A 22,336-nucleotide genomic window follows, 5' to 3' on the forward strand; every position below is an offset into this window, starting at 1 on the left:
TGGGCCTGAACGAGCTCACCCACGTGACGGGCAGCCCGAAGCCGACCGTGCACCGGGCGCTTCGCGCGCTGTGCCGGGCCGGACGGTGCTCGACGGCCGCGAGGTCGTCTACCGCGCCGACGTGGACCCGCCCGCCGACGCCGTCAGGCTGCCGTCGAACGGTCCGCGGCCGGGGTGAGGCACCATAACTGCGGTGAGCCTCCATTACCCCTTCTCCGAGATCGATCCGTCGCGGTTCGCGGCCGCTGGCTTCGTCTGCGCTGTGCGTCCTCGTCGACTTACGGCGCGGCAGGTACTGGAGGAGTGGCCCCTCGCGTGGGTTCCGCAGGTGCGGATGACCTCGCCGAGGCATTGTCTGCACCCCGACGATCGCCTGCGGATCGAGGGCCCGGGGCTGGTCGGTGACGTGTTCGCCACGAGCGGCGATGCCGTCCTCGTCGAGGTCGAGAGCACGACGCGAGCACATACGGATCCGGGGCGTCGTGCGCACGTGGCGAAGAGCATCGTCGAGCTGAGTCTTGGATCGGCTGGAGACTTCGCCGACGGCGTCGGAACCGAGCCGCTCCTGCGGTCCGTGAACTCGTCGCTGTCCGCGTATGCCCGGTGCCATCTCGCGTGGCTGAGGGCGTTGACCGAGAGCTGGGAGGTCAACCTGGCTCTGGTCCCGGACCCACAGGCGGTCTGGCAGGAGATCGCCACACGCTTCGCCGCGTCGGTGGCCGAGCTCGACGGGGCATCGCTGTTCTGGGAGGAGAGGGCCTTCGAGATCGAGGACCTGGGAGTGCCGACATCGGCGACCCACGAATGGGTGGTCGGGCGATCAGGACTGCCACTCGCCTGAGCGTTGCGTCGTGCTCGGCAGGGACTCGGGCCTGCCCATGGGCATGGTCGCTCTGGGAAGCGGTGGTTCGCGCGTTGACCCCGCCACCGAGCCCGAGTTCCCGGTCGAGCGAGGTGCGGCTCGCCGAAGCGCGGCTCACCGTCGGACTGCCAGCCGGGCGGGCGCCACGTATGCGCGGCCAAGCGAAGGGGACCGGCCGTAGGGCACCGGCATTCGTCACCAGCCGCCGGTGAAAGGGGAATTCGGCCGGTGCCCCGGATATCCACGCTGCCGGCGAGCCCGATCGATGTCGAAAACAGCCGAAAGGCCGCGTCACACACATCAGATGCGGCGCCATCACGCAGTACCGACTGCTCCACTCCCCCTTCCATCTCGACCGATTTCGCCTGCCTGTGAAGAGAATGCCCGAAATGGCGAGGCCGGTCGAATCGCTTCGCCTGGGATGGTCAGCCCGCGCCGCCCCGCCACCGAAGAAGAAGGTGCCGCACCGCTCCAGGCAAGCGCAATACCCCAGTTACTCCTCATCAGATACCCAACGAGATGTCTTGACGGTGTCGCAGCGGCACCCTACAGTCAGCCCCTGGCCAAGTGAAGCGCTTCGACTGCACGGCCGAAGCACCGTAGTTCGACTGTGAACCAGCGAAGTGGGTCAGGGCATTGGACGAGCTCCGACAAGCAGTTGAAAAAGCCGCGAAGCATACGGCGGTTGTGGACCGTGCCGCGGGATTCCCAGCCAGGGCGATATGCGTTCCCCGGCCCCCGGAATGAGCGAGGGAAAGCGCGCCGAAGAACGGGGAGGGCGCCGGGCACGCTGCCGTCGGAATGGCCTGTGTCGCCGGAAAGTTCGCCCGGGGGCGCGCGGCGACGGTACGCGCCTGCTCGATGTGTCTGGGGCGCGCGACTTCGCCGTGACGCCGCTCGGACGGCGTGGCCCGCCGGCGGAGCTGCCCACACCGCCGCCGTCCAGCGGTGGCCCGGCGCGTCGGCCACCAGCCAGCCGGGCCACGGCGGCGACCGAAGCGGCCGCGAAGCCGCGCCCCTGACCGGGACGGCGCCGCGGCGGGAACGGGCGCTCCGGGCCAGGCTCCGGCCGGCCCGCGGGCCGACGGTTCGGAGCACCACACGGGAAGTGGCCACCGCGGAGGCGGCGGTGGCCAACCGGTGGCGGCAGCCGGCAGCGGAGCCGGGTGACCGCCAACGGCGCGGCCGCCGGCCACGCACTCACCACTCCGGCACGGAGATGACCTCAGGGGGGATCGGATTGCTCACGGCCGTGATGCGAGCGTTCCAGCATCGGGAGAACCGGGTGACGCTGCGCGACCGGGCGCGGCTGCTCGCGCTGCTGCCCACGGCGGGAGGTCCGTTGGCCACGGCGGTGGTCGCGCTGGAGCTTCTCAGCGGCGTGCTCCCCGCGCTCTCGGCGCTCTCCCTGGCCTGGGTGATCTCCCGCGTCTCCGAGCCGACCGACGTGGGACTGTTGACGGCGGTCGGCCCGGCGCTGCTCGGCTACGCCGGTGTGCTGGTGCTCTCCCAGGCGCTGGAGGCGCTCAGCACCCCCCTCCAGTACTTCGCCAAAGCACGGATCGACGGGCGTCGGCGCACCGATGTCCTGCGGGTGACGGCCGCCTGCCAGACCATCGAGGTCCTGGAGGAGCCCGAGGTCCGGGAGCTGGTGCGGCTCGCCAAGGCCGAGCCGGGGAACTGGACCGAACGCACGCCGGGGGACGGCTGCCTCGCCCAGACCCGGATGTGCGCGGAGGCCCTGGGGCTGATCGCTTCCTGTGGCATCCTCGCCACGTTCGCCTGGTGGTTGATACCCGTGGTCGCCATTCCGTCCGCCATCGTGCAGGCGCTGTGGAGCAGGCACGGTGTCGAGTTCATGCGGCAGTGGCGCCGCGGCATCCGTGAGGGGATGCACGCGGACGTCTGGTCGAAGATGCTGATCGAGCCGTCCCTGGGCAAGGAGGTGCGGATCTTCGGCTTCGCCCGGCTGGCGGCCGACCGGATGCGGCACCACGTCCTCCGGATGTTCGAGCCGGTCTGGGCGGTGGGGGCGCGCAACCTGCGCGAGCAGTGGGTGAAGTTCTGGCTGGTGGGGGGCGGCCTGGGCGTCTGCTTCGTGGTCGTGGCGCGTGCCGCCTCGCAGGAGAGCATCTCCGTCTCGCTGGCGAGCGCGCTGCTGATGGCCGCCTGGGGGGTGTACCAGTCGATCGCCGGCTATGACGCGCGCGCGATCGTCGGGGCGCTGCCCGGCGAACACGCGTGGACGGCGCTGCGCCAGAGACTGAGCACCACGAGGGCGGACGATCCGGACAGCGGTTCCGCCAGCCCGGTGCCCGCCGGCGAACCCGCCGCGCTTCCCGCCGTGCGCTTCGAGGGGGTCGGCTTCCGGTACCCGGGCACCTCGGCGTCGGTGCTCGACGCACTCGACCTGGAGATCCGGCCGGGTGAGCTGCTCGCCATCGTCGGGGCCAACGGGGCGGGCAAGTCCACCCTCATCAAGCTGCTCTCCGGGCTCTACCGTCCGACCAGCGGGCGGATCACGGTGGACGGCACCGACGTCTGGCACGCGGGCATCGCCCGGTGGCGGCAGCGGATCACGGTGGTGTTCCAGGAGTTCGCCAGGTACCACCTCTCGATGGCGGCCAACATCTCCCTCACCGCGGACACCGGACGGCAGCGGGACCGGGCCGCACTCGCCGAAGTCGTCGAGCAGGCCGGGCTCTCCGATGTCGTCGCCCGGATGCCCAACGGTCTCGACACCCCGCTGACGCGCGCGCGTGAGGGCGGTGTCGAGCTCTCCGGCGGTCAGTGGCAGCAGGTGATCCTGGCGCGCGCGCTGTACGCGGTCAGGACCGGGGCGGGACTGCTGGTGCTGGACGAGCCGACCGCGCACCTGGACGTCCGCAGCGAGGCCGAGATCTTCGGCCGACTCGCCCGGCGGAAGGGCGACTTCAGCGTGGTGCTGATCTCCCACCGCCTCTCGACCGTCCGCGCGGCCGACCGGATCGTCCTGCTCGACGGCGGCCGGATCAGCGAGTGCGGCAGCCACGACGAGCTGATCGCCCGCGGCGGCCAGTACGCGCGCATGTTCGCCCTGCAGGCCGAACGCTTCAGCACCGACTCCGACTGGCGGGGCGCGCGAGACGAGCCACGGGCAGATTCCAGCGAGGGAGCCGTCCAGTGAAACGCTACCTGTCCGTCTGGGCGCACCTGCTGCGGTTGTCCTGGCGCCTTGAACCACGGCTGACCTGCGCGATGTTCGCCACCCTCACGCTCAACGTGGTCGCCGTGGCCGGGATCGCGCTGGCGCTGCGCGCCATCGTCAACAACAGCATGCACGGTCACCTCGCGGCCGCCGTGGTCGGCGCGGTGGGCGCCGCCGCGGGGTACGGCCTGATGAGCGTGATCGGCGGGCTCCTGGGGAACCTGCGCATCCTGCTGGTCGAGCGGGTCGGCATGACCGATCTGCAGGAGCAGATCCAGCTGGACATCGCCACCATCGACGGGCTGGAGCACCTGGAGAACCCCGGCTATCTCGACCGGGTGACCGTGGTCGGTGGGGCGGCCTGGGGGCTCACCGACGGGCTGTGGGCGGCGATCACCACCGTGTTCACCCTGCTCCAGCTGGCGGTCTCCCTCGTGGTCCTCGGGCAGGTCAACCCCTGGCTGGTGGTGCTGCTCGCCATGGCCGCCGCGCCCATCTGGGCCGGCCAGCGCGGGGAGAGCGTCGTACGGGCGGCGGAGATCTCCTCGGCCGAGCAGTACCGCCTGCAGGAGCACCTCTTCGACCTGGCTACCTCGGCGGGAGAGGGCAAGGAGGTACGGGTGGCGGGAGTCGGGGAGCAGCTCGCGCGGCTGCAGACCGACGCCTGGCGTGCCGCCACCGGCGTCCGGGGCCGGGCGCGGCTGGTGGCGGCGCTGTGGCGGTTCGGCGGGTGGAGTGTCTTCAGCGCCGCCTTCGTCGGCGGCCTGGCGCTGGTAACCCATCAGGCGCAGCGCGGCGACGGCAGCATCGGCGACATCGTCCTGATGATCACGATCGCCGCCAGCCTCCGGCAGTCAGTGCAGACCGCGGTCTCCCGGGCCAGCGACACCGCCGGCGCCGGCCGCCTGATCGTCCCCTACCTCTGGCTGCGCGACCACGCCGCCGGCAGGCGGGCCAGCCGCGGGGCCGCCGTGCCCGCCCCCGACCGGCTGACCGAGGGAATCGACCTCGACCGGGTCACCTACACCTACCCGGGAACCACGGCGCCCGCGATGGACGAGGTGAGCCTCCACATCCCGGCCGGCAGCGTGGTGGCGGTGGTCGGCGAGTACGGGTCCGGCAAGACGACGCTCGTCAAGATGCTCGCGAAGTTCTACCAGCCGGACGCCGGCACGGTGCGGGTGGACGGCACCTCCCTGGCGGAGCTGGACACCGACTCCTGGCACGCGCGACTGGCCTGCGCGTTCCAGGACTTCGGGCGCTTCCACGTGCGCGCCCGTGAAGTGGTCGGCCTGGGCGACCCCGCGTTCCTCGACGACGACGAACGGGTGCGCGCGGCGGTCCGCACCGCGGAGGCGCACGAGATCTTCGACCGCATGCCCGACGGTCTCGACACGCAGCTCGGGCGGGAACTCGGCGGGATACAGCTGTCCGAGGGGCAGTGGCAGCGCACGGCGCTCGCCCGGGCCTCGATGCGCCGGCAACCGCTGCTCTTCGTCCTGGACGAGCCGACGGCCTCGCTCGACGCGTTCAGCGAACACGCCATCTTCCAGAGCTATATGAGCCGCGCCCGGGCCCTGGCGGCCGAGACCGGTGGGATCACCGTGATCGTCTCCCACCGGTTCTCGACGGTGACCGGGGCCGACCTCATCGTCGTGCTGCACCAGGGGAGGCTGGCGGAGGTCGGCAGTCATCAGGAGCTGTTGGCCGCCGGTGGCCGTTACGCCGAGCTGTACGCCATCCAGGGCAACGCGTACACCGACCCGTCTCCGGAAGCCTGACCGGCAGGAAGTGAGGGTGAGCATGGGCACAGAAGAAGCGGTCCCCGTCGTCCGCAGCGGTCCCCTTGTCGGCGCCCAGGAGTTCGAGTGGTGGAAGCTGCGGCACGGCATCGGCACCAACGTGGTGTCGCATGTGGTGCCCGAGGCGGGAACCACGCGCCGGATGGCACGCCGCCTGCTGCACGAGGCCGTCGACCCCTTCGAGTCCCTGCGGACCTCCTTCGGCCTGGACGAGGAGGGCCGACCGCGGCAGCACGTGCACCCCGTACGGGAATTCGAGGTACTCGAACGGGACGCGGGCGAGGTGACCGCGGAGGAACTCATCGCGGAGCTGACGCACACGGAATTCACCGTCGAGGGCAGGACGCTGACGCGTGTCGGCATGGTGGTGGACGGGCCGTATGTGCGCTGTGTCGTCCTCTCGGTCAGTCACGCCGTCATCGACGGGCGTGGCGCTCAGGTGCTCCGCCAACGGCTCAACAGCGTCTTCGCCGGCCGGGGAACGAAACTCACCACGGCGGAAGCCGCACCGCACCCCGTCGATTCGGCGCTCTCCGAACACTCCGGTCCGCTGTCCCGTATGCGAAGCGCCTCCCTGCGTTTCTGGGAGAAGGAGATCGAGAGGATGCCCAACAGGCTGTTCGCCCCGGCTCGCGGCGGGGTCATCGAGCGCTATCACTCGGAGTACGAATCCTTCGCGGCTCATCCGGCACTCGTCCTGACGGGGCGCAGGTTCCAGACGAGCCCGGCCGTCGTCTACACCTCGACCATCGTCGCCCTCGCCGCCCTGATCTCCGGCAGCCCCACGACCACCGTGCGCACACACTTCGCCGGCCGTACGCCCGAGGAGAACAACACGGTCGGCTGCTACCACCAGATACTTCCCCTCACTATCGACACCAGTGACCGGCCCAGCCTCGGCAGGATCATCGAACGGGTGAGGTCCCAGTCCTTCCGGGTCCAGCGCCGGTACCGCGTCAGTCATCTGACCTACCGGGAGATGCGGGCCCGCGCGGAGCGGGCCCGGGGGGCTTCCTTCGCGGAGGGCATCACGGTGAACTTCGACTACGAGGTGCCGCTCAACCAGCTGACCTCTCAGGACAGTGTGCTCGCCGCCGAGCTGGAGTCAGCCGGGGAGCGCGAGCTGCTGATGGGGGCGGGTGAGAGCGGCGCCGATCTCACCGGGCTGGACGCCTATCTGATGTTTCGCCTGCGGAGCGAGACGTTGCACGGATTCGGCACCTTCAACAGTCTCAGTATGAGCACGGAACAGATGCGCGGCCTGCTCGCCGGACCAGAACAGCTGCTTCGGCGACTTCTCTCCGAAGGTGATGTCGCCTGGGAGGCGATGCGGGCCATGTTCGGGGAGCGCGTCTGTGGAACCGGGCGTGCGGACCTCGGCCGCAGAGGGGTGGATGTGTTCTCCTTCGGCGAGAGCGTCGCGGCACTGGAGAGACATCCCGATGTCGCCGGCGCGGTCCTCCGAGTGACGGAAGACGCCGGCCATTCCGTGCTGGTCGCCCATGTCGAGACGCGGACGTCGCGGCTCACGCCGGAGGAGCTGCGTGCGCACATGCTCCGACAGCTGTCGCCCGCGCACCCCGTGGTGTGTCCGGACCGGTTTGTCATCACCGTGGTCGCGACCGCCGGACCGGTGCCTCACCGGACCTGACGAGCGGGGTGGATCTCCGCCTTCCGGAATCGGAGTCGGGATCGCGCATTCCGTACACCGGCTCAGCGCTCGTGTGTCGCGTCGGTCATCCGGTCGCGGTTCGCTTTCCCGGTGGCCGGGGTTCGGCGCTTTCGGCGCTTTCGGCGTAGGCAACTGGTGTGGTGTCAGGATGGCCGAGTTGGTGATCGGGCGCGGCGGTGGTGGCTCCGGGGTCAGCGGCTCCGGCTGTTGGCTTCCGTGACGCGAAGGCCAGATCCGCGGCAGCGACGGGTGGTACGGCGCCGCCGCGGTCGGAGGTCCAGCGGCGGGGCCGTGTGCGGCGCGGCTGGGGAGATCGGCGAAGAACGGGGAATCGCCCGCGAGTCGCTCGTTGCCGTCCCGCCACGGCCGTGCCCGCCGCGGGCGGCGGGACACGCTCCGCCCGGTGGGCCGAGCCGGCGCGGTGCGCGAGCACGGCCAGTCGGGCGCGGCCCGCCCGCCGCACCGGGCCGGGACCGAAACCTTTGCCAACGTTTGCTTATGCGTGGTTTGCCTAGAGGTCGTCCGCAAGCTCACCCCTCGTCCGGGAACGCGGCCCGTGGCCGGTGGCGGCATCCCGGCACAAGACGGGACACATCCCGTGACGTCCGCCGCTCGAACCCCGCCGGAGATGGCTCCGGAATAACGTGCCGTAGCCGCCGGGGAGAATCGCGCGCGACCGCGGACTTTTCCGGTTGGTGACATCCCGGCCTCTCCCTGCGGAACTCCCCTGCCCACGCCCGAAATGACGCCAGTGGATCACCGTGGACTCGCCGGGGGCCATGGGATACAGTTCCGACAGCCGCGCCACTTTCTCTCGCTCCGCGGCTCTCGGATACGCGAAGTCTCCCCGCGTACGGAATCAGTAGCGACCACTTCTCGAACTCGCCGCCCAGCGGATGTATGACGCCAGTGGAGGGAACGTTCCATGAACTTCGCCGCGAAAGCCCGGTCCGCCTCCGACGCCACCGCCGTGGGGCGGGCGGCCCTGTGCGACCGGCAGGGCCGGGAGGGGAACTGGGCCGGCGACCTCGCCGTCGGCGGCACCATGTGGGATGCCGCCGACATCCTGATGCACCACTTCCTGGACACCGCCGACCCCGCGCGGATCGCCGAGCAGCGCGCCTGGATCGTCTCGCAGCAGAACGCCGACGGGGGCTTCCCCGTCTACACCGGCGGTCCTTCCGACCTCTCCTGCTCCGTGGTGACCCACCTCGCCCTGCAACTCGCGGGCCACCCCGAGGACCGGGAGGCGTTGGAGCGGGCGGCCGGGTTCGTCCGGGCGCACGGTGGCATCGAGTCGATCGAGATGATCCCCGCGCGCTTCTGGCTGGCCTTCGTCGGCGTCGTGAGCTGGGACGACATCGCGCCGCTGCCGCCCGAACTGATCCTGCTCCCCCGCTGGTTCCCCGGCTCCGTCTACGACTTCGAGCCGCTCGCCCGCGAGGTGGTGGTCGCCGTCGGCATCCTGGGCGTGGTGCGCCCGGTGCGCCGACTGCCGCTGGAGACCGCCCCGTTGCGTGCCGGGCCGGCCCGCCGCGGCTCCCCACGCCCCGCCTTCCGGGCGGAGCCGGCGCGCGCCGCGGGGACGGCGGTCCTCCGCCTGGCGCACGGCCTCAACCGGGTCTCCCCGACCCCGCTGCGCCGCCGGGCGCTGCACCGGGCCGAGCGCTGGCTGCTGGGCCGGCAGGAGCCGGACGGCACCTGGGGCGGCAGCTGGGCGGAGACCATGGTGTGCGCCCTGGCGCTGCACTCGCTGGGGTTCGGCAAGGGCCATCCGGCGATCGCCCGCGGACTGGCGGCCTGCGACGCGTACCACATCAGGCGGGACGGCACGCTGCGCGTGCGCACCTTCCACAGCACCGTGATGGACACCGCGATCACCCTGCGGGCGCTGGCCGCGGCCGGCAGCCGCGCCGGCGCCGACCCGGCGGCCGACCGGGCCGTCGCCTGGCTGCTGGCGCACCGGTCGGACGCCACCCACAACGCCCCGCATCCGCCCGCGCGGGTCTGGGACTTCCACGGGATTCCCTCGATCAACCCGGACGTGGACGACACGGCGATGGTCATCGGCGCGCTCAGCGCGCTGCGGGCGACGCGTACCCCGGAGACGGCGGCGGCAGTCGCCGAGGGCATCCGCTGGGTGATGGAGTGGCAGACCCGTTCCGGCGGCTGGTCGGGCTACGGGATGAGCGACTGGGCGCTGGTCGGCGGCCGGGCGCTGGCCGGCATCAGCTTCGTGGAGCCGCCCTCCCCCTGCGTCACCGCGCACGTGGTGGAGATGCTCTGCCTCGAGGGCTTCGGCTGGCACCCCCGGGTGCGACGGGCGCTGCGCTGGCTCTTCGACCAGCAGGCGGTGGACGGCTCCTGGGCCACCCGCTGGGGCGGCCGGCTGTACGGCACCACCCAGGTGCTGATCGCCCTGCGGGCGGCCGGGTTCGCGCCGGACCACCCGGCGATGGCGGCGGCGATGGAGTTCCTCTTCCTGCACCAGAACGACGACGGGGGCTGGGGCGAGGACATCGCCTCCGCCTTCGACCCCACGCGTCCGGCCGCCGGCACCAGCTCGGTGACGCAGACCGCGTGGTGCCTGAGCGCCCTGCACCTGGCCGGCCTGGCCGACGCCGACCCCAAGCGGGTGTCGGCGGCCGCCGACTACCTGATGGCGCGGCAGGAGGCGGACGGGACCTGGGCCGACGAACGCGAGTGGCTGATCATCATCCCCAACAACGTGTACGCGTCGGACGACGCCCTGACCAACGCCTTCGCCCTGTGGGCCCTGGCCCTGCACGCCGCACACACCGAGCCCGCCGAGGAGGAGAGCCGATGACGACCACGGTTCCCGAGTACGACAACTGGTCCGCGTACTGGTGGCAGCCGCGCGGGCCGTTCTCCGTGCTGCGCTGGATCGCCAGGGCCCGGGGCGAGCAGGTGGCGCCGGCGACGCGGCCGGACGCCGTGCTGCTCGACGTCGCCTGCGGTGGCGGCATGCTGCACCCGTACATCGCGGGCAAGGGCTACCGGCACGTGGGCGTGGACGTGTCGACGAAGAGCGCCGAGATCGCGCGGCGGCACGGGGTCGACGAGGTCGTCATCGGCGACATCCGCGACATCCCGCTGCCGGACGCGTTCGCCGACGTGGTGGTCGCCGGCTGCTGCGTGGAACACGTGGACGAGCCGGAGCGGGTGGTGGCCGAGTGCTGCCGGCTGCTCAAGCCCGGCGGGACGCTGATCATCGACACCATCGCGCGGACCTGGCCGGCCAGGTTCGCGGTGATCACGCTGGGCGAGAACACCCCGGTCTCCTGGGCGGCGCCCAAGGGGACGCACGACCACCGGATGTTCGTCGACCCCCGCCGGCTGGCCCGCGCCTGCGCGGCGAACGGCGTGCCGGTGGAGACCTACGGGCTGTTTCCCCGGACCCGTGACCTGCTCGCCTGGACGCTGGGCCGGCACGGCGACGTGCCGATGCGGAAGGTCGGCTACACCGGCATCATCTACGGCGTGACCGGCGTGAAGCCGCCGGCGGAGGGGTGAGGCCGCCGGCCGCGCGCTGGGAGCGACGGCCGACGCCCCCGCCGTACGCGTCCTGGCGCGTGCGACGGGGGCGTCGGCGTGTGGGGCCGGCCGGGGTCAGGGCCGCGGGCGCTGGGCCGTGCGCTCCGCCTGCTTCCTGACCGACTCCATGGTCCCGGCGATCTTCTGCTCGGTGAAGAGTTTGGTCACCGAGGCGGGCATGTGCCACTTGAGCGCCATCACCTGACGCAGCCGCAGTTCGGTGCGGCCGTCCGGCAGGTCCGCCACCGTGTACTCCACGTCGTTGCGGGTGATGACGTCGCCCTCGGTCAGCCGCCAGCGCATCGTCCGCTCGCCGTGTTCCAGGGCGAGGGCCATGGTGGCGCGCATCCCCATGGCGTGCACCGTCATCCGCGCGGCCAGGGGCAGGCCGCGGTGGTCGGAGTCGAGCACCGCGAAGGAGTCGATGCCGCTCTGCCAGTCCGGGTAGGCGGCCAGGTCCCGGAGCGTCGCCAGCACGTCGGCGGCGGGGGCGTCGATGGTGATCCGGTAGTGGGCGGCGCCCTCGTCTTCGTCCTTCTTCTCCGCCGGGGACGGTTGCACGGCGGGCTCCTCTCCTCGTGCGTGGGTGCTTGTCGGGATTGCCGAAGGGCCGGTCAGCGGGAGACGGTGTCCGGCCGGGTCGGCAGCAGGGGCTCGATCTCCGGCAGCAGCCGGCGGGCCACCTCGACCAGCGCGGTGGCGGCCTCCGGCGGGCAGTCGACGCGTCGGGTCGCGGCCAGCGCCTCGTCGACGTGGTGCCGGGCGACGGCGACCGCCCGCTCCCGCACGCCGAGTTCGCCGAGCAGCCGCACCACCTCGTCCAGCTCGTCGGGGGTGGCGGGCCGCTGCTTCAGCACGCGCGGCAGCTCGCCCCCGTGTCGCCAGCTCTCGCGCAGCGCGTAGATCACCGGCAGGGTGTAGACGCCGTTCTCGATGTCCTTGACCGGCGGCTTGCCGGTCACCCCCGGCGGGGCCCAGATGTCCAGCACGTCGTCCCAGATCTGGAAGGCGAGGCCGAGGCTGTGCCCGAACGCCGCCATGGTGTCCTGGTCGGCCTCCGAGGCGCCGCCGAGCGCCGCGCCCAGCCGGGTGGCGGCGGACATCAGGGCGGCCGTCTTGCCGGAGATGGCGGAGAGGTAGGCCTCCTCGGTGCGCGCCACGTCGTACCGGTCGACCATCTCCAGCTGCTGCCCGCGGCAGAGTTCCCGCAGCGTGTCGCCGGCCAGCCGCGCCGGGCGGCCACCGAGCGTCGCGAGGGCGGAGGTGCCGCAGGCCAGCAGGTAGTCGCCGGAGACCAGCGCCGCCTCGGTGCCGAACGCGGCGTGCACGGTGGGGCGGCCGCGCCGGGTGGCCGCCTGGTCACAGATGTCGTCGTGGCAGAGCGTCGCCAGGTGGATGAGTTCGAGGCCGGTGCAGGCGGCGACCAGGCGTTCCCGCTCCGACGTGGAGCGCGGCGCCCCGAACAGGTAGGCGGAGGTGAGCGTCAGCACCGGCCGGAACAGCCGCCCCTGGTGCTGCACGTAGTGGGTGAACGGCCGTTCCACCGCGGCCGGTTCGATGGCGGTGACGGTCGCCATCGACGCCCGCACACGGGTCAGGTCGCTCGCGAGGCGGTCGAACCCGGGCCACGGTGCCACCGCGGCCGTCCCGCCCTGGGCTGCGCGGAGCCGGCCGGTCACCACGCGACCGGGAGTTTCGTGTGGGCGCGCAGCAGCAGGTTGGGCTTCCACGTCAGCTCCCCGGGGTCGGTGGCCAGCCGCAGGTCGGGCAGTCGTTCCAGCAGCAGGCGCAGCGCTGTCCGGAGCTGCATCCGGCCCAGCGCGGCACCCACGCAGTGGTGCGGGCCGTGGCCGAAGGCGAGGTGCGGGTTGTGCTGCCGGGTGATGTCGAGCCGGTCCGGGTCGTCGAAGACCCGGGGGTCCCGGTTGGCGACCCCGACGAGGGTGAGCACCGCCGTGCCCTCGGGCACCCGGCCCTCCCCCAGGTCCACGTCGCGGGTGGCGAAGCGGGGGTAGCCACCGGAGACGGCCAGCGGGGTGAACCTGAGCAGCTCCTCCACGGCGGCGGGCAGCAGTTCGGGCCGTTCCCTGAGCAGCGCCAGCTGGTCGGGGTGGGTGCACAGCAGGTGGACGCAGTGCCCGAGCTGGCTGGCCGCGGTCTCGTATCCGGCGACGAGCAGCAGCATGCACAGGTGGATGAGTTCGCCTTCGGAGAGGCGCTCGCCCTGGTCGGCGGTGTGGGTCAGCTCGCCGATCAGGTCGTCGGTCGGCGTCTCGCGGCGCTGCGCGATCAGCTCGGCCATGTAGGTGGCCAGCGTCGCGATGCTCTCCATCCGCTCCTCGACGCCCTCGCCGCCGAGCCCGCCGGCGACGGCGACGGCCCACCGGTGGAAGTCCTCCCGGTCCTTGATGGGCACGCCGAGCAGGTCGCAGATGACGCCCATCGCCAGCGGCGAGGCGTAGTCCGTGACCAGGTCGGCGGGCGGGCCGGTCTCGACCATCCGGTCCAGCAGCCGGCCGGCGAGCGCCTCCGTCGCCGGCCGCTGCCGTTCGGCGCGGCGGGGCGAGAAGGTGGCGGAGAGCAGCCGCCGCATGCGGGTGTGCTCGGGCGGGTCCATCGCCATGATGCCGAGGGGGAGTTCGTCGGGGGTGGTACGCGGCTGGTCGTTCCCCGGCGGCGTGGCCCGGCTGAACCGGGAGTCGCCGAGCACCGTCCTGGTGTCCTCGTAGCGGGTGACGAGGACCGCCGGGTCGCCGTACGGCATCCGGACCGGACAGACCGGGGTGTCCGCCTGGAGCTGCCGGTAGCGCGGATGGACTTCGAGCCCCTCGGGCGGGGCGAACGGATACGGTAGCTCGGCGATGTCTGCTGCGTGCTGCGCGTCAGGACTCATTCCGCCCCCAGGGAAAAGGAAGTCGGCGCACGGACTTCGTAGGCGACTTCGTCCCGGGAATACCTTCCGTGAATCTCCCGGGAAGATCGTCGCCCGACCGTAGCAGAGCCGCACACGGGGCGGTAAGGACACGTGTGTCTCCTCGGGACACCGCTGTCTCTGGACATGATCGACAGCCGGAATCTTGAATGTCGCCGACGGGATTTCAGTAATGGTCAGAGTAAGCCGTAGATGAGCCACACAAGTGGAGAGCCATTGATGTCGGATTTCCCGATGGGAGACACTCAGCGGCGCACGGCGGTAAAGGACGCGAATAGCGTTCCGCCCGGCCGGGTCCGCGCCTGGATATCCGCGCTCGGGCTCCAGATGACCGTCGTCGTACTGGCCCAGGTCGCCTACGGGCTCACCCTGGCCCGCCAACTCGGGCCCCTGTCCACCGGCCGGGCGCTGCTGACGGCGGCGCTGTTTGTTCCCGAAAGCATAGGCCGGCGGCTGATCAACGACTACGACGACTACCGGCGCGGGGTGGACCGTCCGGACAACGCGCGGCCCGGCAGCGCGCTGGCGCTCGGGCTGTCCATGGAGCGGGTGCGGGTCGTGGGGCTGACCTGCTTCGCCACCTCCGTGGTCGCCCTGGCCTACCTGCTCGCCACCACGAGTGCGGCCTCGCTGCTGGTCCTTCCGTTCGCCTTCGTCATCCTGATCTACTCCGGGGGCCCCAGCCCGCTCGGCCACCGGGGGCTCGGCGAGCTGGTCGACTTCCTGCTCACCGGCTGCCTGGTGGTCGGCGTGGTGGTCTGGGTGAACGCGCAGCAGCTCACGCTCGCCGCGGTGCTGGGCGCGGTGGCCGCGGGCTTCCTGTTCGCCGCCACGATGTTCCACAACGACCTGCGGGATGTCGCCGAGGACCTGCGGGCCGGGAAGCGGACCCTCGCCCACGCCCTGTCGGAGCGGGCCGCCAAGGCCTGGTACGTGGTCCTGATGGCCGGCCCCTACCCCTGTGTCGCCCTGGTGGCGGTGGAGTTCGGCTCGCTCCGCTACGCGGCGCCGCTGCTCACCCTGCCCTACGCGGCCTACCTCACCGTGGGCGTGCTGCGCTCGCGGCTGGGCGGCACCATGCCGTCCTGGTTCCACCTGCCGCGCCTGCTCGCCGTCTTCTTCGCGCTCTTCGTGCTTGCCGGCTGGATTTGACCGACCTGGACGCGCCACGGCACCGCCGAACCGGTGCCGCGCGAGAGAGGGGGAACGCATGGCCGTGCTGTGCCGCCCCGCAGTGCAGTTCCCGGACCACGAGATCACGCTGGCGGACACCGTCGGAAGCGCCCGCCGCCTGCACCCCGACCACCCCCGGCTGGCGACCGCGGTCCGGCTGATCGAGAACACCGGGGTGCGCACCCGCCGGCTCCTGCAACCGCTGGACGAGACGCTGCGGCACCCGGGGGTGGCCGCCCGCACCGAGCTGTACTGGACGGCGGTCCGTGGCTACCTGCCCGACGTGGTCCAGGCGGCCCTGGACCAGGCGGAGTTGACGAGGGACCGGATCGACGCCGTCGTCTTCGTCTCGTGCACCGGCTTCACCATGCCGTCGCCGATCGTCTGGATGATCAACGAGCTGGGCTTCTCCACCCGGCTGCACCAGCTGCCCGTCGCCCAGCTCGGCTGCGCGGCGGGCAGCAGCGCCATCAGCAACGCCGCCCGGTACTGCCGTGCCTTCCCCGACCACAACGTCCTGATCGTCGCGTGCGAGCTGTGCTCGCTGTGCTACCAGCCGACCGAGACCGACGTGGGTTCCCTGCTGGCCGCCGGGCTCTTCGGTGACGGGTTCGCCGCCGCCGTCATGCGGGGGGCGGGCGGCCGGGGGCTGCGCGTCGGCCCCTCGGCGGCCGAGACCATCCCGCACACCGCCGACTGGATCTCCTACGAGGTCAGGGAGACGGGGTTCCACTTCCGGCTGGACAGCCGGGTGCGGGACACCATGCGGGCGGTGACCCCCGGCATGGCGAAGCTGGTGGCGGACGCGGGCTGGAGCACCGGGGACCTGGACTTCGTCGTCGCGCACGCCGGTGGGCCGCGCATCCTCGACGACCTGACCACCTACCTCGACATCGATCCCGCGCACCACCGCTTCAGCAGAGCCGCGCTCGCCGAGCACGGCAACACCGCGAGCGTCCTGATCTTCGACGCGCTGGCCCGGCTGTTCGACGACGACGTGGCCGGCAGCGGGGCGCGCGGTCTCGTCGCCGGGTTCGGCCCGGGGGTCAGTGCCGACTTCTCCCTGGGGGTCTTCATATGAGCACACGCACGCCCGCCGTGGTCCTGATCACCGGCTGCTCCTCGGGCATCGGCCACGCCCTCGCCCTGCGCGCGGTCCGCGCCGGGTTCACCACCGTCGCCACCTCGCGGAACACCGAGGCGCTGGGCCCGCTGGCCGCCGCGGGCTGCGACGTCCGGCGGCTCGACGTCACCGACGACGCCGAACGCCGCCTGGTCGTCAAGGAGTTGACCGAGGAGTACGGCGGTGTCGACGTCCTCGTCAACAACGCCGGGTACGGCGAGCTGGGCCCGCTGGAGGAGGTGCCGCTGGACCGCTGGGAGGCGCAGTTCCGGACGAACGTCTTCGGCCCGGTGGGCCTGATCCAGCTCGTCCTGCCGGGCATGCGGGAGCGCGGCCGGGGACGGATCGTCAACGTCAGCTCCATGGCCGGCGAACTCGTGCTGCCGGTCGGCGCCGCCTACCACGGCAGCAAGTACGCGCTGGAGGCCGCCACCGAGGTCCTCCGCCTTGAGGTGCGCCGCTTCGGTATCGGGGTCTCGCTGGTCCAGCCCGGCGCCGTCAACTCGCGGTGGGGCGAGAACGTGCCGGCGCTCAAGGAGTACGAGGCCGGCCCGTACGGCGACCTGGTGGGCGAGATGGCCGGCCAGATGGCCGAACGCCTCCCCCGCGGCGTGACGCCCGAACGCGTCGCCGAGATCGTGCTGCGCGCGGTCACCGCCAGGCGGCCGCGGGCGCGTTACCGGGCGGGCGTGGACGCGCACGTGCTGCTGGCCCTGCGGCGGGCGCTGTCCTCCGCCGTGTGGACCCGCTGCGTGCACACCAAGTTCCCCTCGCTGCGGCGGCCGGGGCCGGTGGCACCGGTCGCCGCGTCGGGCGCGGGCCGGGGGGACTGACCATGCCGCGCAGCTCGACACGAGCCTTCCTGGCGTCGGCCCTCCCGGTGGTGGGGGTGCCGCTGGCGGCCGCCGGCATGGCGGCGGCCTTCCGTGGCGCCGAACGCGCGCACTGGCGCCGACTCGCCCTGACCCACGGCACGTTGGGCCTGGCGGCGCTCGCCGTCGGCCGGCCGGCGACCAGTGGGCGGCTGACCGGCCGGGACGTGCGCGTGGCGCTGTCCGTGGGGGCCGGCCTGGTGGCCGCCGGCACGCTCGCCGACGCGGCGTCGCGCCGGGTGGCGCCGCGACTCGGCCGGGACGCCGAGACGTTGAGCGGGCTGGCCACGGCCATCGGCCCGGCCCGGATGTGCGCCTGCCTGGCGCTGGTCATCGCCCCGGGCGAGGAGCTCTTCTGGCGGGGCGTCGTCCAGGACCGGCTCGCCGAGCGCTACGGGCCCCACCGGGCGGCGCTGCTGGTGAGCGCGGTCTACGGCCTCGCCCACGTGCCGACCGGCAACGCGGCGGTCACCGGCGCCGCCACCGCGATGGGCACCACCCTCGCGTTCCAGCGCGCGAACGGCGCGAGCCTGGAGCGGCTCGCCCTCACCCACGCCTGCTGGGTCGTCCCCACGCTGCTGACCCAGCGGCTGCGCGCCAGCCGGGCGACCGAGACCCCGAGGGACCCGAGCGAGCCTCAGAAGGCCGGGCGGGGCCAGCGGGAGTGGGGGAAGACCCACGACGGGAAGCACGGGGAGAACGAGATGACGGCGCCACCGCACGGAAGGCGGGTCACCCGCTTCGGCCGGTTCGCCCAGCAGGTGAACAACGCCGCGCACGTGGCGCTGTACGAGCGCACCGGCGGCCGGCTGGGCAAGCGGATGCTGGGCCACCAGGTCGGCATCCTGACCACGTCGCAGCGGGGGAACGGCGAGCCGTACGCGGTGCCCGTGTTCACCTTCAGGGACGGGGACGACGTGCTGATCGTCGCCTCCTACCGCGGCTCGGCCGAGCACCCCCGGTGGTTCCGCAACCTGGTGGCTGACCCGGACGCCACCCTGCGGGTCGGCGACCGGAGCTGGCCGGTCCGGGCGCGGGTGCTGGCCGGCGACGAGCGGGCCGCCGCGTGGCGGTGGCTGGTGCGGAGCTTCCAGGGCTACGCCACCTACCAGCGTCGCACGGAGCGGGAGTTGCCGGTGATCCGGCTGACGCCCCGCCCGGAGGCGGCATGAGCGCGGTGGACCGCGGCCACCCGGCGTACCGGGGGCAGGCCGCGTACAACCGCCTGTTCCTGAGCATCTACGACACCTATGTGTACGGCATCAGTTCACCGGTGGCCTGGCGCTGCCCGAAGCGGCACCTGCTGGACCTGTACGACCGGCATGTCGCCGCGGACCACCTCGATGTCGGCGTCGCCACCGGGCTGCTGCTGGACCAGTGCCGGTTCCCGGTCGCCGACCCGCGGCTGACGCTGATGGACCTCAACGGCGTCTCGCTCGCCCACGCGGCCCGCCGGTTGCGCCGGTACGCGCCGCGCGTGCACCGGGCCGACGTGCTGGAGCCGTGGGGGCTTCCGCCGGACTCGGTGGACTCGATCGGGATGTTCAACCTGCTGCACTGCCTGCCCGGCGCGCTGCCGGACAAGGCCGTGGTCTTCGACCACGCGCGGGCGGTGCTGCGCCCGGGCGGGACGCTCTTCGGGACCACCATCCTCGGGCAGGGCCCGGCGCACAACTGGCTGGCGCGGGGGCAACTTGCCGCCGCCAACTGGCGCGGGATCATGAGCAACCGGCGGGACCGGCGGGCGGACCTCGAAGCGGCGCTGGCCCGCGCCTTCACCCGCTACGACGTCACGGTGGTGGGGTCGGTGGCGCTCTTCGTCGGGCATGCCGACTCTTGACCCCCCGTCAGCACGAGTGATAGCAACGTGGGTACCATGCAAAGCTTTTCAGCTGCAATGCACTTCCGTCCGGAAGGTGTCCTGGCATGACGCTGACGCACACGTCGCCCCGCCCACGGACCTCGGCCGCGCCCGCGCCGCCGGCCGTGGAGAGCCGGCTCCCCGACGGCCACCCCTGCGTGGCGCCGCCCGAAGGCGTCGCGGACGCGGCCGAGGGGGACGGCACGGGAGACACGGGAGACCCCCACCTGGCGCCGGCCGGCCGGCGCGCACGGGCCGATGCCACCCAGCACTACCAGGACGCGCACGAGGCCGCCCGCGTCCTCTCCGGCAAGTGGGTCTTCCCCGTGCTCTGCCACCTGGGCACCGGCCCCCGGTGCCACAGCGAACTGGCCCGCGCCACCGGCCTCACCGAGAACAAGCCGCTGGACCGCGCCCTGCGCACCCTGATGAACGCGGACCTGGTCGACCGCACCGTCCTCGACATCGGCGGCTCGGCGCCACGCGTCCGCTACCGGCTGACCCCCAGAGGGCGCTCCGTGCTGCCCATCATCGACGAGCTGGCGAACTGGTGGCAGATGCGAATCTGACGCGCGGCACCGCCCCCCGCCCCGCGCGTCAGGCGGACCGCCGGAAGTCCTTGCGCTTGATCTTGGCGCGGCGGCCGTCCGGGTGGTGGAAGACGATGCCTTCGGCAAGGTGCCCCGGGGCGTAGCGGCTCTCCAGGGCGGCGAGGTACTCCCGCAGCCCGTCGTAGTCGCGCGGCACGTCCCGGTAGACCGGGACGTCGAGGTTGAACGGCACGCACAGGTGGTCGTCCAGGGCCAGCGGATTGCCCTGGATGCGGGGCCCCAGCGCCTCGCAGGGGTGCTCCCCGTCCGGCCAGCCGGAGACGTCGGTGTTGCGGACAGCGGCCAGGATCCACTTGTCCTCGGCCGCCCGCTCGTCCGTGTCGGTGTACCAGCCGTCGACGATGCCCCGCTGCTTCTGCGCCTTGCTCGGGTTGCGCCGCTTCTCCGTGCGCACCAGCTGACCGGCGCGCACGGTGAGGCGGACGTTCGTGCCGTCGAGCTTCTCGGTCGGCGCCCCCTCCCCCGCCAGGACCCAGGCGCACTCGGCCCGGGGGCGGTCGACGACTCCGAAACGGTCGTCCCGCTCGAACAGCGTGGGGATCTTCTCCATGACCTGCACACCCCTCCGGACGTGTCCCAGCAGCTCGTCCGCGTCGATCACACCGGCCGCCAGCCCGCTCGCCAGCGAGCGGACCAGCTCGGCGACCGACACCTCCGCATCGACGGCGACATGCTTGAGCGCCTTCTTCTCCTCGGGCGAGACCCAGGCCACCAACCGGGACCAGCCCTCCGGCGGAGTCCAACGGGCCAGCTTCTCCGGGTCCTTGCGGGGCCGCCCCCGCCCCCTCGGCTCAGACATGACACAGAAGCTAGTGGGCGTAGGCCAGTTGCGTCAATTGGCATAACAGAAAATACTCGCCGCCGCCCGCCGCCTCGTACGCTCATGGTGTCCGGGCCCCACCGGCCACCAGCGCCGGCGCCCCACCACAGAAAGGTGACCTCCCGTCATGACCCGGCACGCTGCGGCACCGGACGCCCCCGGTCCGACCTTCACGGCGCCACCGCCGGCTCCCGAACCGCCCGCCGTGGACGCCTTCCTCACCGCCGTCGACCAGGTGATGAACAGCAACACCCTGCTGCTCACTGCGGCCCACGACGCCCCCATCACGGTCGACAACCGGCAGGACGTGCTGTGCGCCTTCCTGCGCGACCCCCTCTTCGAGCGGCTCATGTACGCCGCCGACGACCGCCGCGGGTGGCACAACCTGTCCCAGTCCTACGCCGACCAGCCCCCCGAACGGCCGCTGCCACGTGCCGGGTTCCGCGCCGGGCTCAGCCCGCTCGACCGCGCCGCCCTCGTGGCGCGACTGCGCTGGATGCTCCACGAGGGACCCAGCCCGCACCTCCGCCACTGTTCGGCGGCGCGGGCCGACGCGCTGGTCCGGGACCTCGTCCGGGAACTGCTCGGCGCGGACGGGGCGGCCTGGTCCTTCGCCGCCGTCGACCCCGACTTCCTGCGCTCCACGGGCTACCACACCGGCGAGGAGCCGCAGCGGCCGGCGTACTTCGACGGTGGCGCCTCGGACACCGCCACGTTCCTGTACCGGGACCGCGTCTTCCACCTGCTGCTGACGAACGGCTGCCCGTGACCGGGGAGTTCAGTCGCGGTCGGGGGACGGCGTCCGGGTGGCGCGCCAGGAGACGAGGGTGCCGGCGGCGCCGAACGTCAGGAGCAGGGCGCCGTCGCGGGCGGCGCGGCGCCGCTCCAGGGACTGCGTCAGCCGCTGCTGCGCGTAGGTGCGGGACGCCACGGAGTAGGACCCGTCCAGTACCGCGCACCGGGTGTCGCCCGGCCGCATCGGGCCGGGGCGTTCCTCGCCGTTCTCGCCCACGTTCTCGCCCGGGCAGACGACCTCGGTCGGCGCCCGCAGGGCCTCCAGCAGGTTGGAGACCCCGCCGACGGTGGGCACGAGGAAGAACGCCACGAGGACGGCCCGGTACCGCACGCAACCCTCCAGGAAGAAGCCGACGCCGGCCTACCCCGGACGCGACGGCCCACCGTATACCCGGGCCAACGGCCCCGCGACGGCGGCACGTCGAGGGCCGTCTATCCGCAACGTGACCTGGACGAGCGGGACTTGAACGCCGTCCGAAAGCCACCCGGGCGCTCACGGCCGCCGCTCGACGACCTTCGCGTGGGTGAGCGTGCCGACCAGCTCGACGCGCAGCCGCGGGTCGGAGACAGCGCCGGCCGGGCGCCGCTTGACCTTGGAGAACACCAGGTTGAGCCCGTCGGTCTCAAGCACGATGTCGGGCGCGCCGACCAGGACGAGCCGGCCGAACCGCAGGTCCGCGTCGATGCGCAGCGTCCGCGAGGTGAGTACCGCCTCGGTGAAGTCGAGCACGACCCGGCACATCTCGGTGCGCACCTCGATGTGGCTCGGCACCACCCAACGCCCCGCCCGCGACCACCGGCCGCCGCGCTGCTCGACCACCAGGCGGTCCCCCGGGGCGCGCTCGACCGGCACGTCACCGACCAGCGCGGCCAGTTCGCCCTGCGTCCGGGCCAACAGGGCGCGCTCCACCCGGACTTCCAGCTCCTCGGCGCTGAGCCGGCCGTCCCCGCCGGCGAGCCGCAGGGTCTCCACCGCGCGGTCCCGGTCCTCGTGCGACGCCCGCAACCGGGAAAGGTCCCTCGACATGCCGACCACGCTAACAGGGCGGCGCGCCCCGGGCCCTGGCCAGC

At 72.6% G+C, this 22,336-nt stretch carries 19 protein-coding genes; 13 read left to right on the forward strand and 6 right to left on the reverse strand.

Features of this window, described 5'->3' with window-relative positions; translation table 11 throughout:
* Positions 1-193: 193 nt before the first annotated feature.
* The 6 genes from RM844_RS20820 to RM844_RS20845 all read left to right on the forward strand — a co-directional run bounded on the left by RM844_RS20820 (position 194) and on the right by RM844_RS20845 (position 11,057).
* On the forward strand, positions 194-841 hold the full coding sequence (locus RM844_RS20820) for a hypothetical protein (protein ID WP_311668817.1): 648 nt from the start codon (positions 194-196) through the stop codon (positions 839-841).
* 1,276 nt (positions 842-2,117) lie between these two features.
* Positions 2,118-4,028, forward strand: a complete 1,911-nt coding sequence (locus RM844_RS20825) for an ABC transporter ATP-binding protein (protein WP_311668869.1) — start codon at positions 2,118-2,120, stop codon at positions 4,026-4,028.
* Positions 4,025-5,830: an ABC transporter ATP-binding protein gene (locus tag RM844_RS20830; RefSeq protein WP_311668818.1), complete on the forward strand. Its 1,806-nt coding sequence runs from the start codon at positions 4,025-4,027 to the stop codon at positions 5,828-5,830. The genes RM844_RS20825 and RM844_RS20830 overlap by 4 nt, the downstream gene beginning before the upstream one ends.
* A gap of 22 nt (positions 5,831-5,852) precedes the next feature.
* A complete protein-coding gene (locus tag RM844_RS20835; RefSeq protein ID WP_311668819.1) occupies positions 5,853-7,502 on the forward strand; it encodes a condensation domain-containing protein in 1,650 nt (549 codons plus the stop codon).
* 946 nt (positions 7,503-8,448) lie between these two features.
* Positions 8,449-10,350 (forward strand): prenyltransferase/squalene oxidase repeat-containing protein, encoded by a 1,902-nt coding sequence (locus RM844_RS20840; protein ID WP_311668820.1) that lies wholly within the window; start codon positions 8,449-8,451, stop codon positions 10,348-10,350.
* Positions 10,347-11,057 carry a methyltransferase domain-containing protein gene (locus tag RM844_RS20845; RefSeq protein ID WP_311668821.1) on the forward strand — a complete coding sequence of 237 codons (711 nt, stop codon included), beginning with the start codon at positions 10,347-10,349 and terminating at the stop codon, positions 11,055-11,057. Before RM844_RS20840 ends, RM844_RS20845 begins: the two co-directional genes overlap by 4 nt.
* Before the next feature lie 96 nt (positions 11,058-11,153).
* Here RM844_RS20845 and RM844_RS20850 read toward each other — a convergent pair whose 3' ends face one another.
* From RM844_RS20850 to RM844_RS20860, 3 genes are all read right to left on the reverse strand, one after another.
* A complete protein-coding gene (locus tag RM844_RS20850; RefSeq protein WP_311668822.1) occupies positions 11,154-11,639 on the reverse strand; it encodes an SRPBCC family protein in 486 nt (161 codons plus the stop codon).
* Positions 11,640-11,692: 53 nt separating this feature from the next.
* Entirely contained in the window at positions 11,693-12,655 is a 963-nt protein-coding gene (locus tag RM844_RS20855) for a polyprenyl synthetase family protein (RefSeq protein ID WP_311668823.1), read from the reverse strand.
* A 98-nt stretch (positions 12,656-12,753) separates the two neighbouring features.
* On the reverse strand, positions 12,754-13,971 hold the full coding sequence (locus RM844_RS20860; protein ID WP_311668824.1) for a cytochrome P450: 1,218 nt from the start codon (positions 13,969-13,971) through the stop codon (positions 12,754-12,756).
* A 273-nt stretch (positions 13,972-14,244) separates the two neighbouring features.
* On the opposite strand from RM844_RS20860, the gene RM844_RS20865 reads away from it, so the two are divergent.
* The 6 genes from RM844_RS20865 (at position 14,245) to RM844_RS20890 (ending at position 19,608) form a co-directional block, all read left to right on the forward strand.
* The gene (locus RM844_RS20865) at positions 14,245-15,162 is read left to right on the forward strand and encodes a prenyltransferase (protein ID WP_311668825.1); all 918 of its coding nucleotides are present in this window, start codon (positions 14,245-14,247) and stop codon (positions 15,160-15,162) included.
* Positions 15,163-15,220: 58 nt separating this feature from the next.
* The gene (locus RM844_RS20870; RefSeq protein ID WP_311668826.1) at positions 15,221-16,264 is read left to right on the forward strand and encodes a type III polyketide synthase; all 1,044 of its coding nucleotides are present in this window, start codon (positions 15,221-15,223) and stop codon (positions 16,262-16,264) included.
* Positions 16,261-17,139 carry an SDR family oxidoreductase gene (locus RM844_RS20875; RefSeq protein WP_311668827.1) on the forward strand — a complete coding sequence of 293 codons (879 nt, stop codon included), beginning with the start codon at positions 16,261-16,263 and terminating at the stop codon, positions 17,137-17,139. The genes RM844_RS20870 and RM844_RS20875 overlap by 4 nt, the downstream gene beginning before the upstream one ends.
* Positions 17,140-17,141: 2 nt before the next feature.
* The gene (locus RM844_RS20880; protein ID WP_311668828.1) at positions 17,142-18,350 is read left to right on the forward strand and encodes a nitroreductase/quinone reductase family protein; all 1,209 of its coding nucleotides are present in this window, start codon (positions 17,142-17,144) and stop codon (positions 18,348-18,350) included.
* Positions 18,347-19,018: a class I SAM-dependent methyltransferase gene (locus RM844_RS20885; protein ID WP_311668829.1), complete on the forward strand. Its 672-nt coding sequence runs from the start codon at positions 18,347-18,349 to the stop codon at positions 19,016-19,018. The genes RM844_RS20880 and RM844_RS20885 overlap by 4 nt, the downstream gene beginning before the upstream one ends.
* A gap of 86 nt (positions 19,019-19,104) precedes the next feature.
* Entirely contained in the window at positions 19,105-19,608 is a 504-nt protein-coding gene (locus RM844_RS20890) for a winged helix-turn-helix transcriptional regulator (RefSeq protein ID WP_311668830.1), read from the forward strand.
* Positions 19,609-19,636: 28 nt separating this feature from the next.
* Here RM844_RS20890 and RM844_RS20895 read toward each other — a convergent pair whose 3' ends face one another.
* The gene (locus RM844_RS20895; RefSeq protein ID WP_311668831.1) at positions 19,637-20,449 is read right to left on the reverse strand and encodes a hypothetical protein; all 813 of its coding nucleotides are present in this window, start codon (positions 20,447-20,449) and stop codon (positions 19,637-19,639) included.
* A gap of 148 nt (positions 20,450-20,597) precedes the next feature.
* Here RM844_RS20895 and RM844_RS20900 point away from each other — a divergent pair, with 148 nt between their 5' ends.
* Positions 20,598-21,239, forward strand: a complete 642-nt coding sequence (locus tag RM844_RS20900; RefSeq protein WP_311668832.1) for a hypothetical protein — start codon at positions 20,598-20,600, stop codon at positions 21,237-21,239.
* 9 nt (positions 21,240-21,248) lie between these two features.
* On the opposite strand, the gene RM844_RS20905 is transcribed toward RM844_RS20900, so the two are convergent.
* Entirely contained in the window at positions 21,249-21,596 is a 348-nt protein-coding gene (locus RM844_RS20905) for a hypothetical protein (RefSeq protein WP_311668833.1), read from the reverse strand.
* Positions 21,597-21,758: 162 nt separating this feature from the next.
* Complete coding sequence (locus RM844_RS20910; protein ID WP_311668834.1) at positions 21,759-22,292, reverse strand: DUF1707 SHOCT-like domain-containing protein; 534 nt, start codon at positions 22,290-22,292, stop codon at positions 21,759-21,761.
* Between the last annotated feature and the right edge of the window lie 44 nt (positions 22,293-22,336).

It is taken from the genome of Streptomyces chisholmiae, from assembly GCF_031845445.1.
GTDB lineage: Bacteria > Actinomycetota > Actinomycetes > Streptomycetales > Streptomycetaceae > Streptomyces > Streptomyces chisholmiae.